The following is a 15,040-nucleotide window of genomic DNA, read 5'->3' on the forward strand; positions in this document are numbered from 1 at the left end:
GCGCCCCAGAAGCCCTGGAAGTCACTCACCGGCACGCTCGACTGGCGCGCGCGCTCGTGGCTGTGGCCATGCACGCCGCAGGAGCCGACGCACTGGTGCACGGCCTGCTGCAGCGGTGCCTGCGGGCGCCAGTGGCCGGGGACCATGGCCACCGGGGACCACTCCGGCACCACCGGGATGCTCGGCGGCGCCAGCTTGTCGAACTCGCGGTCGCCATGGACGATCTTGCCGCCCACCACGGTAAGCACCGACTCGATGGTCTTGATCGCCTCTTCCTCGACGCTGAAGAAGTCCTCCGAGAGCACCGCCAGGTCCGCCAGCTGGCCGGCCTTGAGCATGCCCTTCTTGCCCTGCTCGCTGGAGAACCAGGCGCTGCCATGGGTGAACAGCTGGATCGCCACGTCGCGGGACAGGCCCTCCGGGTACAGGCTCAGGCCGCCCACGGTCTTGCCGCTGACCAGCCAGTACAGCGAGGTCCACGGGTTGTAGCTGGACACACGGGTGGCGTCGGTGCCGGCGCCGACGGGAACGCCTTCGGCGAGCATGCGCTTGATCGGCGGCGTGGCTTCGGCGGCCTGCTTGCCGTAGCGGTCGACGAAGTACTCGCCCTGGAAGGCCATGCGGTCCTGGATGGCGATGCCGCCACCCAGGGCGCGCACGCGCTCGATATTCTTCGGCGTGATGGTCTCGGCGTGGTCGAAGAACCACGGCAGGCCGTTGAACGGGATTTCGCGGTCGACCTTCTCGAACACGTCGAGCATGCGCGAGATGGATTCGTCATAGGTGGCGTGCAGGCGGAACGGCCAGCGTTGCTCGACCAGGTGGCGCACCACTGGCTCCAGTTCCGCTTCCATGCTGGCGGGCAGGTCCGGGCGCGGCTCGAGGAAGTCCTCGAAGTCCGCTGCCGAGAACACCAGCATCTCGCCGGCACCGTTATGGCGGAGGAAATCGGTGCCCTGGCCGTAGGTCACGCTGCTGGTCCAGTTCCTGAAGTCGGCCAGTTCTTCCTTGGGCTTCTGGGTGAACAGGTTGTAGGCGATGCGCACGGTGAGCTGGCCGGCGTCGGCCAGTTGCTGGATCACCTGGTAGTCGTCCGGGTAGTTCTGGAAGCCGCCGCCGGCATCGATCACACTGGTCAGCCCGAGGCGGTTCAGCTCACGCATGAACTGGCGGGTCGAGTTGACCTGGTACTCCAGCGGCAGCTTCGGCCCCTTGGCCAGGGTCGCGTAGAGGATCATCGCGTTGGGGCGGGCGATCAGCATGCCGGTGGGCTCGCCGTTGCTGTCGCGGACGATCTCGCCACCGGGCGGGTTCGGCGTGTCCTTGGTGTAGCCGACGACGCGCAGCGCGGCGCGGTTGAGCAGCGCGCGGTCATACAGGTGCAGGACGAACACCGGAGTGTCCGGCGCCGCCTTGTTCAGCTCTTCGATGGTCGGCAGGCGGCGCTCGGCGAACTGGAATTCGTTCCAGCCGCCGACCACGCGTACCCACTGCGGCGACGGCGTGCGCTGGGCCTGCAGGCGCAGCATTTCCAGGGCGTCGGAAAGCGACGGCACGCCTTCCCAGCGCAGCTCGAGGTTGTAGTTCAGGCCGCCACGGATCAGGTGCAGGTGCGAGTCGTTGAGGCCGGGGATGACGGTGCGGCGGTTGAGGTCGACCAGCTTCGTCGAGGCGTCGCGGTAGGCCATCGCCTGGGCGTCGCTGCCCACCACGAGAAACTTGCCGTCGGCAATGGCCACGGCGGTGGCGTGCGGGCGCTCGGGGTCGACGGTGTGCAGCTTGCCGTTGAACAGGATCAGTTCTGCGTTGCTCATGCTCGGGTACCTCAGCGTTGCAGGAAGGCCAGCAGGTCTTCGTTGAGTTGCTGCGCGTGGGTAACGGCGAAGCCATGGGGAGCGCCGGCGTAGACCTTCAGTGCGGCGCCCGGGATCTGTTCGGCGGCCAGCTTGCCGGTGGTCTCGAACGGCACGATCTGGTCGTCGTCGCCGTGGATCACCAGGGTCGGCACGTCGACCTTGGCCAGGTCGGCGCGGAAATCGGTTTCCGAGAACGCGGTGACGCAATCCACGGTGCCCTTCAGCGATGCCAGCAGGGCAATGTTGAGGGTCTGGGTGAGTACGCCGGCGGAGACCTTCTGGCCGTGGTTGGTGCCGTAGAACGGCGCGGCGAAGTCGGCGATGAATTGCGCGCGGTCCTGCAGCAGGCCGGCCTTGATGCCGTCGAACACGCCCTTCTCCACGCCCTGCGGGAAGTCGGCGGTCTGGCCGAAGATCGGCGTCACCGCACCCAGCAGCACCAAGCCGGCGACGCGGGCAGTACCATGCCGACCGATGTAGCGGCTGACGTCACCGCCGCCCATGGAGAAGCCCACCAGGGTCACTTCGCGCAGGTCGAGGTGCTCGATCAGGCCGGCGATGTCATCGGCAAAGGTGTCGTAGTCGTAGCCGCTCCACGGCTGGCTGGAACGGCCGAAGCCGCGGCGGTCGAAGGCGATGCTGCGGTAGCCGCGGCTGCTCAGGTACTGCATCTGGTATTCCCACATGTCGCCGTCCAGCGGCCAGCCGTGGCTGAACAGCACGGGTTTGCCGCTGCCCCAGTCCTTGTAATAGATCTCGGTGCCGTCGCGGGTTACGAAAGTGCTCATGGAAACTCCTCTGCCTGCCATGCAGGACGATGTGGGTACGGGCGCCAGGCAGGCGCCGCGGGAGGGGAAAGCTCAGTCGGCGTTGAGCCAGCCGGCGCAGCGGCGGGTCACCCAGGGCATGATCAGGTAGACCACCAGGAGGACGATGCACAGGGTCACCAGCAGATTGCTCGGGACCACCCCGGCGAGCACCGGGAAGCGCTCGAACGCCGGCGCCCAGAGCGGCGGGATGAGCATGGTCAGCGGGCTGATCACCAGATAGGTGAGCAACGCCTGCTTCCATTTCGGTGGCTGGCGCACGCTGCCGTGCTCGGGGGTGAACCAGAACTCGGCATCGTTGTGGATCAGCGGGTGGTCACCCTCCTCCAGCAGCGGCAGGACCTCGGCGACCAGCTCGGCGCGCTCGCGGGAGTCGATCCAGGCCTGCAGCTGGCCGGCGCGGGCGAAACGCACCACGGTAGTGAACATCGCGCCCTCGCCGTCCGGGCGGATCACGTTGACGCCCAGGTGCCCGGGCTGCCGCCGCGCCGCGGCGACGGTGCGGCGCAGCCAGGCCTCGTAGCTGGGCAGGGCTTCGCAACGCACCTTGTGGTGAACCACCAGCGTCACCACGCTGTTCAGATCGATGGCATCGGCGCTCATGGCTATTCCGGGCTCAAGTTGAGGTCCGGTCACTATGGCGGGGACGACGGCTGCCCTATTGGACGCATGTGCTGGGTTATGGCCCTGCATGGGCGATCGGGCAACCTGTAGGAGCGAGCTTGCTCGCGAACGCTCTTCCCGGGCATTCCGGCGCTGGGCGGTTCGCGAGCAAGCTCGCTCCTACGAAAAGCGTCAGCGTGCTCGATGTGAAGCACGGGACGCACGGCTTTGGCCTCGGCAGCGGCTGCCCTATTGGACGCATGCGCTGAGTCAGGACCCTGCATGGGTGACCGGGCGACCTGTAGGAGCGAGCTTGCTCGCGAACGCTCTTCCCGGGTGCTCCGGCGCTGGGCGGTTCGCGAGCAAGCTCGCTCCTACGAAAAGCGCCGACGTGGCGACGTGGAGAACGGGACGCCGGGTTTTTGTAGGAGCGGACTCCGTCCGCGATAGGTCCGCAGTGCGCCGAAAATTATCGCGGAAGGAGTCCGCTCCTGTGCGCCTTCAGGCCGCAGTGCTGGCCATGTCGACCTGCCGCAGGTAAGCGCGCGCGGTGTGAGGCACGCGGTAGCGCACCTCGCTGTCGCCCTGCTCTACCCACAGCAACGACTTGTCCGCCAGTTGTCGCACGGCGGCGAACACGCATTCGCGGCACCAGCGCTTGTCGTCCAGCGAAGCGACCGCCGCGTCCAGGGTGAAGCCATCGGCGATCTGCGCGAGCAGGCCCAGGCAGCGCTGCTCGGCAGCATCCAGCAGGCCATAGCTCCAGTCGTAGGTCGCGCGCAGGCTCTGCTGCCGCGCCGGGGCGGTGCGGCGGCCGGGCATCAGCAGTTGCATGGGCGTGTCCAGCAGCGCCGGCAAGCCGGCGAGGCCGAGGATGCCTACCTGCCGCGCCGCTATCTCGATGGCCAGGGGAATGCCGTCCAGGCGCCGGCAGATGTCGATGATTGCGCGCACCTGGCCAGGCTTGAGTTCGAAGCGGTCGCAGACCTCCCGCGCGCGCATCACGAACAGCTGCACCGCCGAACTGCACATGGCCAGCGCCAGCGGCGCATCGTCCCGCACGGGCACCTCCAGCGGCGGCAGGCGCAGCACATGCTCGCCCTCCGCACGCAGCGGCTCGCGGCTGGTGGCCAGGATGCTCAGCGCGGGATGCAGGCGCAGCAGGTGCTCCACCGCCTCGGCGCAGCGTTCGGCGAGGTGCTCGCAATTATCCAGCAATAGCAGGGTCGGCTCGAAGGTCGGTTCGCGCAGCAGGATGGCAAGGCTCTGGCTGAGGGAAACGCCGTCCGGGTCAATGGACAGGTCGAGAAAACGCACCTGCGCGAAGTGCTTGCCGAGCTGTTCCGCGGCATGGATCGCCAGCGAGGTCTTGCCCATGCCGCCGGGGCCGACCAGGGTCAGCAGGCGCGTCGCCGGCATCTGCTTGAGCACCCGCTCCAGCAGCGCCTGGCGCCCGACCAGGCCCATCAGCAGCACCGGCAGATTGCTGGCGCGCACCTCGCACGGCAGTGCGACGGCCTGCAGCGGCGCGCTGACGGTTTCCACCACGCCGACGAAGCCATAACCGCGCAACGGCACATTGGCAATGTAGCGCTCGCCGGTGCGACCTTCGCCAAGGGCGCGACGCAGGGCGGCGATGTGCACGCGCAGGTTGATCTCTTCGACCACGGTATCGCCCCAGACCTGGGCGATGATCCTGTCCTTGCCGATGATCTCGCCGGGCTGGCGGATCAGCACCTGGAGAATGTCCAGCGCGCGGCTGCCGATCCGCACCGGGCGATCCCCCTGCAGCAACTGGCGCTTGTAGGGGTGGAACTGGAAGCGACCGAACTGCAGGACGGTCTCGGTGCGGTTTTCCGTGCTTGCGCTCATGTCCTGCTCACGTCTGCGGATCTGACGGATCGCTCTACTACGGGTCCTCCAGGCGATCTGGCCAGTACCGAGGTGACGCGCCCCTGATTGGTGGTCAGGGTATTTTCCCGTCCTCGTGTGACAGCGCAATTCCCGCAGGGGGAAGGATTCGGCCAATCAGGGTGCGCCGGACGGTCAACCGGCAGGAAATGCGGCGCACTGCCATCAGGCGAAGCCGAACTGCTCGCGGTACTGGCTCGGCGTCATGCCGATGCGTTCGCCGAATACCGTGCGCATGTGCCGGGGGCTGCCGAAGCCGCTGCGGCAGGCCACCTGCTTGAGTGGCAGGTCGCTGCCTTCCAGCAGCTTGCGCGCGTGGTCGATGCGCGCGCTCTGCACGTACTGCATGGGCGTCATGCTGGTCTCGCGCTGGAAGGCGCGGGCGAAGTTGCGCGGGCTCATGGCCACCTGCTCGGCCAGGCGGTTCACCGTCAGTGGCTCGTCGATGTGGTCCACCACGTAGGCCTGGGCACGGGCGATCACCGAGCCGTCACGCACCACCGATACCAGCAGCGGGCCGAACGGTGTCTGCCCGCCCTGGCGCTTGAGCACCACCAGCAGCACCTTGGCGACTTCCAGGGCGACGTCCTTGCCGTGGTCCTCGGCGACCACCGCCAACGCCATGTCGATGCCGGCGGTAACGCCGCCCGAGGTGATCAGGTTGCGGTCGATGACGTAGATGCGCTCAGCCTGCACCTGGGTGCGCGGGTACAGCTGCGCCAGGCGCTCGAGGTAGTTCCAGTGGGTGGTGCAGTGGTAACCGTCGAGCAGCCCGGCGGCGCCGAGCAGGAAGGCGCCGGTACACACCGCGCCATAGCGTTTCGCCGCGCGCGCCGCTACCGGCAGCCAGGCAGTGAGCGCGTCGTTGCGGCCGTTGTAGGCGCCCGGCCCGCCGGGCACCAGCAGCAGGTCGACGCCGGCGAGCAGTGCTTCCAGCGGCAGGTCGGCGCTCATCTTCAGGCCGCTGGAGGCGCGTACGCCCTCGGGCTTCGCCGCCACCGTCAGCAAGCGGTAGTGCCGCTCCGGCGGCAGGTAGCGGTTGGCCATGGAGAACACTTCCATCGGCCCGGTCACATCCAGCGCCAGCACATCGTCGTACAGCACCATGGCCACTGTTTTCATTCTTCTGCTCGCACGCAAACGGAGCTTGGCGGTTTCGCCTGCCCCGGTATCGGAAATCGCCACTGTACCCATTCGCGGTTCGGGCGAATCGCACGTTTGCATCATTCTCCGCCAGGCGGGCCGAGCACACAGGTCCAATAAATGCTCTGGCGGCGAAACCATAGTCTGCCCCTCGGCGCCTTCGGGCAGGTCTTGCAGAACTGCAAAGTGGCCGTGCAAGGCTGTCTGTTCCGCGCCTTTCGCCGATCGGCAAAGATGCCTCCACGGTTCGGCACTGACTTCCGCAGGCCGCGCCCACCGACCACTCGAAGCGTCACCACCCACATCATCCACAAGGATCATCGCCATGACCGCCATCGCCAAAGCCACTCCCGGCAAGACCCTGCTCAACCCCACCGACCACACCCTGATCATGATCGACCACCAGTCGCAGATGTCCTTCGCGACCAAATCCATCGACGCCGTGACCCTGCGCAACAACGCTGCCCTGGTGGCCAAGGCGGCCCGGGAATTCGACGTCTCCACCATCCTCACCACCGTCGCCGAGAAGAGCTTCTCCGGCCCGATCTTCGACGAGATCAAGTCGGTCTTCCCCGAACACAACGTCATCGACCGCACCAGCATGAACACCTGGGAAGACCCGCGCATCGCCGTGGAAGTGAACAAGTTCGGCAAGCAGAAGATCGTCCTCGCCGGCCTCTGGACCTCCGTTTGCATCGTCGGCCCGGCCCTGTCGGCCATCGACCAGGGCTTCGAGGTCTACGTCATCGCCGATGCCTGTGGCGACGTCTCCACCGAGGCTCACGAGATGGCCCTGCAACGAATGATCCAGCTCGGCGCGCGCCCGATGACCTCCCTGCAGTACCTGCTGGAACTGCAACGCGACTGGGCCCGCGGCGAGACCTACGATGCCACCGTGAAGACCTCCATCGAACACGGCGGCGCCTACGGCCTCGGCCTGATCTATGCCAAGACCATGTTCAACGCCAGCGAAGGCCACTGAGCCGGCGCACCAGAAGGGGGCGGCGTGGCCGCCCCTTTTTCATTCCCGAGGGACAGACCATGCCGACCCAAGACCGCAACGGCGCCCTGGCGCTGCTGTTGATGCGCGTTGCCGCCGCCGTGCTGCTCCTGCAGGTACACGGGCTGCCCAAGCTGCTGCACTGGCAGAGCGAGCTGCAGCGCATCGAAGACCCCTTCGGCCTCGGCGCTGTGCCAACCCTGGCGCTGGCGGTGTTCGCCGAAGTGCTCTGCCCGATCCTGCTGATCCTCGGCGTGTTCGCCCGCCTCGCCTGCCTGCCGGTGATCGCCGTGCTGCTGGTGGCACTGGTGTTCGTGCACCCGCAGTGGTCGCTGGAGGAAGGCCAGTTCGCCTGGTGGATGCTGATTCTCTTCACCGGTCTGGCGATTGCCGGGCCGGGGCGCTATCGCTTCGCCCTGCCCCGCCTCGCCGTCTTCCACACGGAGCCCTGAGCGTGAGAAACGTCCTGCTTCCCTGCGCCCTGGCATTCGCCTGCGCGCAGGCCCACGCTGCCGACTGGTCGTTGCTGTCGCGCAATTACTTCCTCGACAACGACTACCGCAGCCCCGGCCCCAACGGCCAGAGCCTGCGCCGTGAATGGGCGCAGGGCTTCATCGGCAAGTTCAGCAGCGATGTCACGCCCGGCGCCATTGGCCTGGGCGTCGACGCCCACGCCTTCCTCGGCCTGAAGCTCGATGGCGGGCGCGGCCATGCCGGTACCGGCCTGCTGCCGCTGGACAGCGACGGCCGCAGCGAGAGCGACTACTCCGATGCCGGCGCCGCGCTGCGCCTGGTGCATGAGAAGAGCAGCCTCGCCTGGGGCGAGATGGAAGTAGAAACGCCGGTATTCGACACCGGCGACAAACGCCTGCAACCCGAATACGCCACCGGCTGGTTCCTCGACGATCGCAGCCTGCCTGGCCTGCGCCTGCAAGCCGGGCGCTTCACCGCTTTCAAGAACCAGAACTCCAGCTCCAGCCACGGCGAATTCGAAGGCTACGGCGCCAGCACCCGCTTCGGCGGCCTGAGCCTGGCCGGCGCCACCTGGAGCGCCCCGGGTTCGAACTGGGGCGGCGCACTCTATGCCAGCCAACTGGACGATGTCTGGCACCAGGCCTACGCCAACCTCAACGGCCACCTCGGCCGCTGGTCGGTGGACGCCAACCTCTACAAGACCGGCGACACCGGCAGCGCCCGCGCCGGCAACATCGACACCCTGGCCTGGAGCGTGCTGGGCAAGGTCGCCCTGGGCAGCCACGCGCTGAGCCTCGCCTACCAGAAGATCGACGGCGACACGCCCTTCGATTTCGTCGGCGGCGACTCCATCTATCTCGCCAACTCCATCAAGTACGCCGACTTCAACGGCCCCGGCGAGCATTCCTGGCAGGCACGCTATCAGTGGGACGGCGCCAGCGCCGGACTTGCCGGCCTGACCCTTTCCGCACGCTACGTGCGCGGCAGTGGCATCGACGGCACCCACGCGCCTTGCGGCGGCGCCTACAACCCCATGCAGGGCGGCACCTGCCAGCCGGCCTACGGCGACGACGGCAAGCACTGGGAGCGCGATCTCGACGTGCGCTACGTGGTCCAGTCCGGCCCGGCCAAGGACCTGGCGCTTAGCTTCGCCCAGGTTTCGCACCGCGCCAACGACGCCCAGGGCGGCGCGGATATCGACCGCATCTACGTGATCATCGAGTACCCGCTCAAGGGCGTGTTCTGAGCTTGCGGCGCCGCCTACGCAGGGCGCGTTATGCGCCCTGCGTTACTGGAAAAGCACGTCGTAGGATGGAGTGGAGCGAAGCGATACCCATCATTACCCTGCCCCAACGGCATGGGTATCGCTGCGCTCCACCCATCCTACAAATGCCGATGAATTCCGTTCACGGCAGCGGCGCGCTCATGTACTCGACCATCCGCTCGCGCAGCCAACGTTCGGCCGGGTCGTTGTCGTGGGCGGCGCTCCACACCAGCGACAACTCCGCCGGCTTGATGTCCAGCGGTGGGTCCTCGGCACGCAGGCAGCTGTCTTCCACCAATGCGCAGGCGGCGTAGTCCGGCACGGTGGCGATCATCTCGGTGTTGCGCAGCAGCGCCCGCAGGCTGCCGAACTGCGGCACGGCGAGAACCACCCGGCGGCGGCGCTCGATACGCTCCAGGTCGAGGTCGATGGCGCCGTTCAGGTCGCCGGAGAACGACACCATCACGTGCGGCCGCGAGCAGTACTCATCCAGCGTCAGCGGGCCGGGGCGGTCGTCGCCGCGCAGCACCTTCACACCGATATCGCGCAGCTTGCGGCGCTTGGCGTTGGCCGGCAGGTCGGTGGTGTAGCTGACGCCGACGGTGATTTCGCCTGAGGACAGTAACGCCGGCATCAGCAGGAAGTTGGCCCGGCGTACCACCACGGTGATGTTCGGGGCGTCCTGCTGCAGGCGCGCCAACAGGGCGGGGAACAGGCCGAACTCGGCATCGTCGGAAAGGCCCAGGCGGAAGATGTTGCAGCTGGTCTCGGGTTCGAAGGACTTGGCGCGGCTGACCGCCGCAGAGATCACGTCCATCGCCGGGCGCAGTTCCTCGAAGATGTGCAGCGCCCGGCTGGTGGGCTCCATGGCGCGGCCGGCGCGGACCAGCAGCGGGTCGTCGAACAGGTCGCGCAGGCGCGCCAGGGCGGCGCTGACGGTGGACTGGGTAATGAACAGCTTTTCGCCGACGCGGGTAAGGTTTCGCTCCAGCATCAGGGATTCGAAGATCACCAGCAGGTTCATGTCCAGGCGGCGCAGGTCGTTTCGGTTCATGGCTGGTCGCTCGGGCTGTGGGAGTGGGCATCTTTGCACAAGACAAAGGTCACGCCAGTCGAGCATGCCTCACGGTGTTTTTCTTGGACGGATGTGCTTGAAGACGGAATGCCTGGCGAATTCGATTGAGGATCGGATCACCTTGATTTACCTTGAATTTTTTATTTCCAAGGCGGTTTTTCCCGCCACTGCAAGCCGACCGGAAGAGAGACATCATGCCCGCACCTGCCCACCAGGTAGCGACCATGCTCGCCCCCCAGACCCACCGTCTGGTACAGCAGCTAATGGAGGAGCTGGAAAGCCAGGGAGAAGGCATCCGGCAGGCCAGCCAGCGCCTGTGCCGGCACCTGCTGGAACACTACCGCCTGCCACCGCCGTGCTACGACGCGCCCAGCGAGGGCGAACGCCTCGCCCTCGCTCCCTGGCAGGAGCGCAAGGCCAAGGAGATCCTCGCCGGCTGCCTGCTCAGCCGCCTGTACATTGCCGACGTCGCCGAGCAGTGCGGCCTGTCGCGCAGCCATTTTTCCCGCGCGTTCAAGCAGGCCACCGGGCTCGCGCCGCGGGAGTGGGCCCTGCGCCTGCGTATCGAGCGCGCCCGCGAGCTACTGGCCAACGGCGCCGCGCCGATTTCCCAGGTCAGCCAGGAGTGCGGCTTCGCCGATCAATCGCACTTCTGCCGCAGCTTCCGCAAGCTGGTGGGCTGCACGCCGAAGCGCTGGCGGGAAGCCAGCCGGGTTGGTGGCGTGCGGGAACTGGAGCCATCGACAGCGTAGGAGCAACTGTCTTTTCCTGGAAGAGTCCGTGCCTGTGTTTCCCCCCTCACCCCAACCCTCTCCCTCAGGGAGAGGGGGCAGATCGTGCCGGCTGACGCCGAAGCTTCATCCTGCACCACCCGAGCCCCTCTCCCGCTTGCGTGAGAGGGGCTCTTGAGCTTTGTAGGAGCGGACTCCGTCCGCGATGGTTTGCCCCACTCCGGGACGGATCGGAGCGATGCTGAGTCGATCGCGGACAGAGTCCGCTCCTACGCCAATCGCCACTTCTGATGGCAATTCCTACGCCGTCAGCAGTGCGGCTTCGCCGATCAATCGCACTTCTGCCGCAGCTTCCGCAAGCTGGTGGGCTGCACGCCGAAGCGCTGGCGGCAAGCCAGCCGGATGGGCGCAACGCAGGAATTGGCACCGGACGTTTCATAAAACCGTAGGGCGCATAACCCGGAACGGGTTATCCGCCGATTGGCTCGCGGCGGATAACGCTGGCGCGTTATGCGCCCTACGCTCTCGATTCCTACGCCGTTCAGGAAGCGTTCAGCCAGGACGGGAAGAACCTTGAGGTATGACAGGTCCGACGTCATCCGCACCGTCTAGTCTGGGTGCAGTCCCAATTTCCCAACAGGCAGGAGCCGGGAGTCAGCGCATGACTGCACAGCAAACCACCGACGGCAAACCGCAAACCACCGACTGGTACCGCAAGAGCGTCGACCAGGCCATGGCCGATCTGCAGACCAGCGCCGAAGGCCTCTCCCCAGACGAGGCCGAGGCGCGCCTGCAGCGCGTCGGGCCCAACGCGCTGCCGGCCAAGGATGTCGATCCACTCTGGCTGCGCTTCGCCCGGCACTTCAACGACGTGCTGATCTACATCCTCCTGGCTGCCGCCGTCGCCACCGCGCTGATGGGCCACTGGACCGATACCATCGTCATCCTGCTGGTGGCGGTGATCAACGCCGGCATCGGCTTCTTCCAGGAAAACAAGGCGGAGAAATCCCTCGCCGCCCTGCGCGGCATGCTCAGCAGCACCGCCCATGTGGTGCGCAACGGCAAGAAAATCGAGATGGACGCCGCCCAGCTGGTGCCCGGCGACATCGTCATCCTCCGCCCCGGTGACAAGATCCCCGCCGATGTGCGCCTGTTCGACGTGCACCACCTGCAGGTCGAGGAATCCATGCTCACCGGTGAATCCCTCACCGTCGGCAAGCACGCCGCTGCGCTGGACAAGGACGCGCTGCTGGCCGACCGCACCAACCTCGGCTTCTCCGGCACCAACGTCAGCGCCGGCAACGCCCGCGGCGTGGTGATCGAAACCGGCGGCAACACCGAGCTGGGCCGCATCAACAAGCTGATCGCCAACGTCGACGAAAGCGAAACCCCGCTGCTGCGGCAGATCGCCGAGCTGGGCAAGCGCATCTTCCAGCTGATCGTCGGCATGATGGTGGTGCTCTTCATCATCGGCTTCTTCTGGCACGACTATCCGTTCGGCGAGCTGCTGCTGTCGCTGATCAGCCTGGCCGTGGCCTCGGTGCCTGAAGGCCTGCCGGCCATCGTCTCGATCATCCTGTCGCTGGGCGTGCAACGCATGGCGCAGAACAAGGCGATCATCCGCAAACTGCCAACCGTGGAAACCCTGGGCGCCATGAGCGTGATCTGCTCGGACAAGACCGGCACCCTGACCATGAACGAGATGACCGTGAAGAGCGTGCTGCTCGCCAACGGTATCTACGCCGTCGAGGGCCAGAGCTATGAGCCCAGGGGCCGCATCACCTTCGGCAGCACCAGCGACGAGCTGGACTGGTCCCGGCATCGCGCCTTGCAGGACTTCATCCGCGCGGTGGACATCTGCAACGACAGCAGCCTTGCGCTCAACGACGAAGGCCGCTGGGGCGTGGTCGGCGGCCCAACCGAGGGCGCGCTGAAGGTCCTGGCGCGCAAGGCGAATCTGCCGGAGATCGAGTTCCAGAAATTCGGCAAGATCCCCTTCGACTCGGCCTACAAGTACATGGCGCGGCGCTGCGACGTCGCCGGGCAGAGCCTGGTCTACCTCAAGGGCGCGCCGGACGTGCTGCTGCGCATGTGCCAGCAGCAGCTCGGCGGCAGTGGCGTGGAGCCGCTGGATCGGCAGTACTGGGAGCGCGAGATGGGTTTCATCGCCGGGCAAGGCCTGCGCATGCTCGCCGCCGCCTACAAGCCGGTGCAGCCCGATGACGGCGTGATCGACCACGAGGACGTGCAGGACGGCATGATCTTCCTCGGCGTCGCCGGCCTGCTCGACCCGCCGCGCCCGGAGGCCATCGAAGCCATCGCCCTGTGCAAGCGCGCCGGTATCCAGGTGAAGATGATCACCGGCGACCACCCCGACACCGCCGTCGCCATCGCCGGCATGCTCGGCATGGGCAACGACCTGCGCGCCATGACCGGCCAGGAACTGGAGCAGGCCGATGATACGCAGCTGAAATCCCTCGCCCTGCAGTATTCGGTGTTCGCCCGCACCAGCCCCGAGCACAAGCTGCGCCTGGTGCGCGCGCTGCAGGCCAACGAGGAAGTGGTCGGCATGACCGGCGACGGAGTCAACGACGCTCCGGCACTGAAGCAGGCCGACGTCGGCATCGCCATGGGCATCAAGGGCACCGAGGTGACCAAGGAGGCCGCCGACATGGTGCTCACCGACGACAACTTCTCCACCATCGCAGGCGCCGTGCGCGAGGGCCGCCGGGTCTACGACAACCTGAAGAAGACCGTGCTGTTCATCCTGCCGACCAACATGGCCCAGGGCCTGCTGATCGTCATGGCGATCCTCGCCGGCGCAGTGATTCCGCTGGCGCCGCTGCAGATTCTCTGGATGAACATGGCGACCTCCACCACCCTGTCCTTCGCCCTGGCCTTCGAGCCTGGCGAGCCGGGCATGATGCGCCGGCCGCCGCGCAACGCGAAGGAGTCGATCCTCAACGGCTTCGCCGTCTGGCGGGTGCTCTACGTGGGTGGCCTGCTCACCGCCGCGGCCTTCCTGCTGGAAGCCTGGCTGGTCAGCAACGGCCACGATACCGACTACATCCGCACCATGATCCTGCACACCCTGGTCACCGCGCAGTGGGCGTACCTGTTCAACTGCCGCCTGCAGGAAGAGTTCTCGCTGAACCTGGCGCTGCTGCGCAACGGCGCGCTGCTCACCGTGACCCTGGCGCTGATCCTGCTGCAGTGCCTGGTGATCTACGTGCCGTTCATGCAGACCGCCTTCCACACCGTCGCCCTGCCCTTCAGCGGCTGGATGATCTCGCTGGGCATCGGCATCGCGGTGTTCTTCGCGGTGGAGCTGGAGAAACTGGTGATCCGCCGCTGGAAAGCCTCGCGCGGCTGATGTGGCGCGCGCAGGAGCAAACTCAGCTCGCTGGGAGATTGGAGCGGCGATGAGTCGATCGCGGACGGAGTCCGCTCCTACGCAAAGCCATGCCCTTGTAGGAGCGAGCTTGCTCGCGAACGAGTTTCCCGTTGGCTCCGGCGCTGGGCGGTTCGCGAGCGAGCTCGCTCCTACAGGAAGAGCCGCAGCGGCGGCAGGAGCTTCTCGTGTGGGAACGGACTTTGTCCGGGATGATCGCGCACAGCTCCCTGGGAGATTGGAGCGGCGATGAGTGAATCGCGGACGGAGTCCGCTCCTACGCTTGGCCATGCCCTTGTAGGAGCGAGCTTGCTCGCGAACGAGTTTCCCGGTGGCTCCGGCGTTGGATGGTTCGCGAGCGAGCTCGCTCCTACAGGAAGGGCCGAAGCAGCAGGTGTTTCTCGCGTGGGAGAGGACGTTGTACGCGATGATTGCGATCAGCTCCCTGGAAGATTGGAGCGGCGATGAGTCGATCGCGGACAGAGTCCGCTCCTACGCTTGGCCATGCCCTGTAGGAGCGAGCTTGCTCGCGAAAGAGTTTCCAGGTGGCTCCGGCGCTGGGCGGTTCGTGAGCGAGCTCGCTCCTACAGGAACAGCCAGAGTGGTGGGAGGATTGATTGGCCGCCGTAGGAGCGAGCCCGGCGGCAAGCCCCGCCCGGATACCCATGGCCGGCGGGCTCGCCCCTACAGTGCCACGCCTTTCCCTCCCCAGGTCCCCGGCCCTTTCCTGTCGCGGGAAGGAGGCGTACGCCGGGTGTTCCGATT

General features: G+C 66.7%; 11 protein-coding genes and 1 pseudogene. 6 read left to right on the forward strand and 6 right to left on the reverse strand.

Going from position 1 to position 15,040, the window contains the following annotated elements:
• From N5C91_RS24095 to N5C91_RS24115, 5 genes are all read right to left on the reverse strand, one after another.
• On the reverse strand, positions 1 to 1,814 hold a 1,814-nt coding region (locus N5C91_RS24095; RefSeq protein ID WP_279832524.1), incomplete at its 3' end, for an amidohydrolase.
• Between the two features lie 11 nt (positions 1,815 to 1,825).
• Entirely contained in the window at positions 1,826 to 2,644 is an 819-nt protein-coding gene (locus tag N5C91_RS24100; RefSeq protein ID WP_236200181.1) for an alpha/beta hydrolase, read from the reverse strand.
• Positions 2,645 to 2,716: 72 nt separating this feature from the next.
• Entirely contained in the window at positions 2,717 to 3,286 is a 570-nt protein-coding gene (locus N5C91_RS24105; RefSeq protein ID WP_236173432.1) for an antibiotic biosynthesis monooxygenase, read from the reverse strand.
• A gap of 501 nt (positions 3,287 to 3,787) precedes the next feature.
• Positions 3,788 to 5,158: a winged helix-turn-helix domain-containing protein gene (locus N5C91_RS24110; RefSeq protein WP_236200180.1), complete on the reverse strand. Its 1,371-nt coding sequence runs from the start codon at positions 5,156 to 5,158 to the stop codon at positions 3,788 to 3,790.
• Positions 5,159 to 5,362: 204 nt separating this feature from the next.
• The gene (locus N5C91_RS24115) at positions 5,363 to 6,319 is read right to left on the reverse strand and encodes a GlxA family transcriptional regulator (RefSeq protein ID WP_236200179.1); all 957 of its coding nucleotides are present in this window, start codon (positions 6,317 to 6,319) and stop codon (positions 5,363 to 5,365) included.
• A gap of 346 nt (positions 6,320 to 6,665) precedes the next feature.
• Here N5C91_RS24115 and N5C91_RS24120 point away from each other — a divergent pair, with 346 nt between their 5' ends.
• The 3 genes from N5C91_RS24120 to N5C91_RS24130 are packed head-to-tail and all read left to right on the forward strand — an operon-like array spanning position 6,666 to position 9,060.
• Positions 6,666 to 7,322 (forward strand): hydrolase, encoded by a 657-nt coding sequence (locus N5C91_RS24120; RefSeq protein WP_236173435.1) that lies wholly within the window; start codon positions 6,666 to 6,668, stop codon positions 7,320 to 7,322.
• Between the two features lie 59 nt (positions 7,323 to 7,381).
• A complete protein-coding gene (locus tag N5C91_RS24125; protein ID WP_279832528.1) occupies positions 7,382 to 7,792 on the forward strand; it encodes a DoxX family protein in 411 nt (136 codons plus the stop codon).
• A gap of 14 nt (positions 7,793 to 7,806) precedes the next feature.
• Positions 7,807 to 9,060 carry an OprD family porin gene (locus tag N5C91_RS24130; RefSeq protein WP_279832656.1) on the forward strand — a complete coding sequence of 418 codons (1,254 nt, stop codon included), beginning with the start codon at positions 7,807 to 7,809 and terminating at the stop codon, positions 9,058 to 9,060.
• A gap of 160 nt (positions 9,061 to 9,220) precedes the next feature.
• On the opposite strand, the gene N5C91_RS24135 is transcribed toward N5C91_RS24130, so the two are convergent.
• Complete coding sequence (locus N5C91_RS24135) at positions 9,221 to 10,132, reverse strand: LysR substrate-binding domain-containing protein (RefSeq protein WP_236173437.1); 912 nt, start codon at positions 10,130 to 10,132, stop codon at positions 9,221 to 9,223.
• 215 nt (positions 10,133 to 10,347) lie between these two features.
• Here N5C91_RS24135 and N5C91_RS24140 point away from each other — a divergent pair, with 215 nt between their 5' ends.
• The 3 genes and pseudogenes from N5C91_RS24140 (at position 10,348) to N5C91_RS24150 (ending at position 14,257) form a co-directional block, all read left to right on the forward strand.
• Positions 10,348 to 10,905, forward strand: coding sequence for a helix-turn-helix transcriptional regulator (locus N5C91_RS24140; protein WP_279832529.1), 558 nt, complete (start codon positions 10,348 to 10,350; stop codon positions 10,903 to 10,905).
• A gap of 300 nt (positions 10,906 to 11,205) precedes the next feature.
• Positions 11,206 to 11,325, forward strand: a pseudogene (locus N5C91_RS24145) (AraC family transcriptional regulator); the annotation flags it as partial.
• Between the two features lie 220 nt (positions 11,326 to 11,545).
• Complete coding sequence (locus N5C91_RS24150) at positions 11,546 to 14,257, forward strand: cation-transporting P-type ATPase (RefSeq protein ID WP_279832530.1); 2,712 nt, start codon at positions 11,546 to 11,548, stop codon at positions 14,255 to 14,257.
• Positions 14,258 to 15,040: the final 783 nt, after the last annotated feature.

The sequence above is a fragment of the Pseudomonas sp. GD03903 genome, assembly GCF_029840045.1.
GTDB lineage: Bacteria > Pseudomonadota > Gammaproteobacteria > Pseudomonadales > Pseudomonadaceae > Pseudomonas > Pseudomonas pseudonitroreducens.

Bases quoted from the DNA above. Each gene is read 5' to 3' on its own strand.
- N5C91_RS24120 (WP_236173435.1), top strand. From the start codon at position 6,666: ATGACCGCCATCGCCAAAGCCACTCCCGGCAAGACCCTGCTCAACCCC.
- N5C91_RS24150 (WP_279832530.1), top strand. From the start codon at position 11,546: ATGACTGCACAGCAAACCACCGACGGCAAACCGCAAACCACCGACTGG.
- N5C91_RS24110 (WP_236200180.1), bottom strand. From the start codon at position 5,158: ATGAGCGCAAGCACGGAAAACCGCACCGAGACCGTCCTGCAGTTCGGT.
- N5C91_RS24140 (WP_279832529.1), top strand. From the start codon at position 10,348: ATGCCCGCACCTGCCCACCAGGTAGCGACCATGCTCGCCCCCCAGACC.
- N5C91_RS24100 (WP_236200181.1), bottom strand. From the start codon at position 2,644: ATGAGCACTTTCGTAACCCGCGACGGCACCGAGATCTATTACAAGGAC.
- N5C91_RS24135 (WP_236173437.1), bottom strand. From the start codon at position 10,132: ATGAACCGAAACGACCTGCGCCGCCTGGACATGAACCTGCTGGTGATC.
- N5C91_RS24115 (WP_236200179.1), bottom strand. From the start codon at position 6,319: ATGAAAACAGTGGCCATGGTGCTGTACGACGATGTGCTGGCGCTGGAT.
- N5C91_RS24105 (WP_236173432.1), bottom strand. From the start codon at position 3,286: ATGAGCGCCGATGCCATCGATCTGAACAGCGTGGTGACGCTGGTGGTT.
- N5C91_RS24125 (WP_279832528.1), top strand. From the start codon at position 7,382: ATGCCGACCCAAGACCGCAACGGCGCCCTGGCGCTGCTGTTGATGCGC.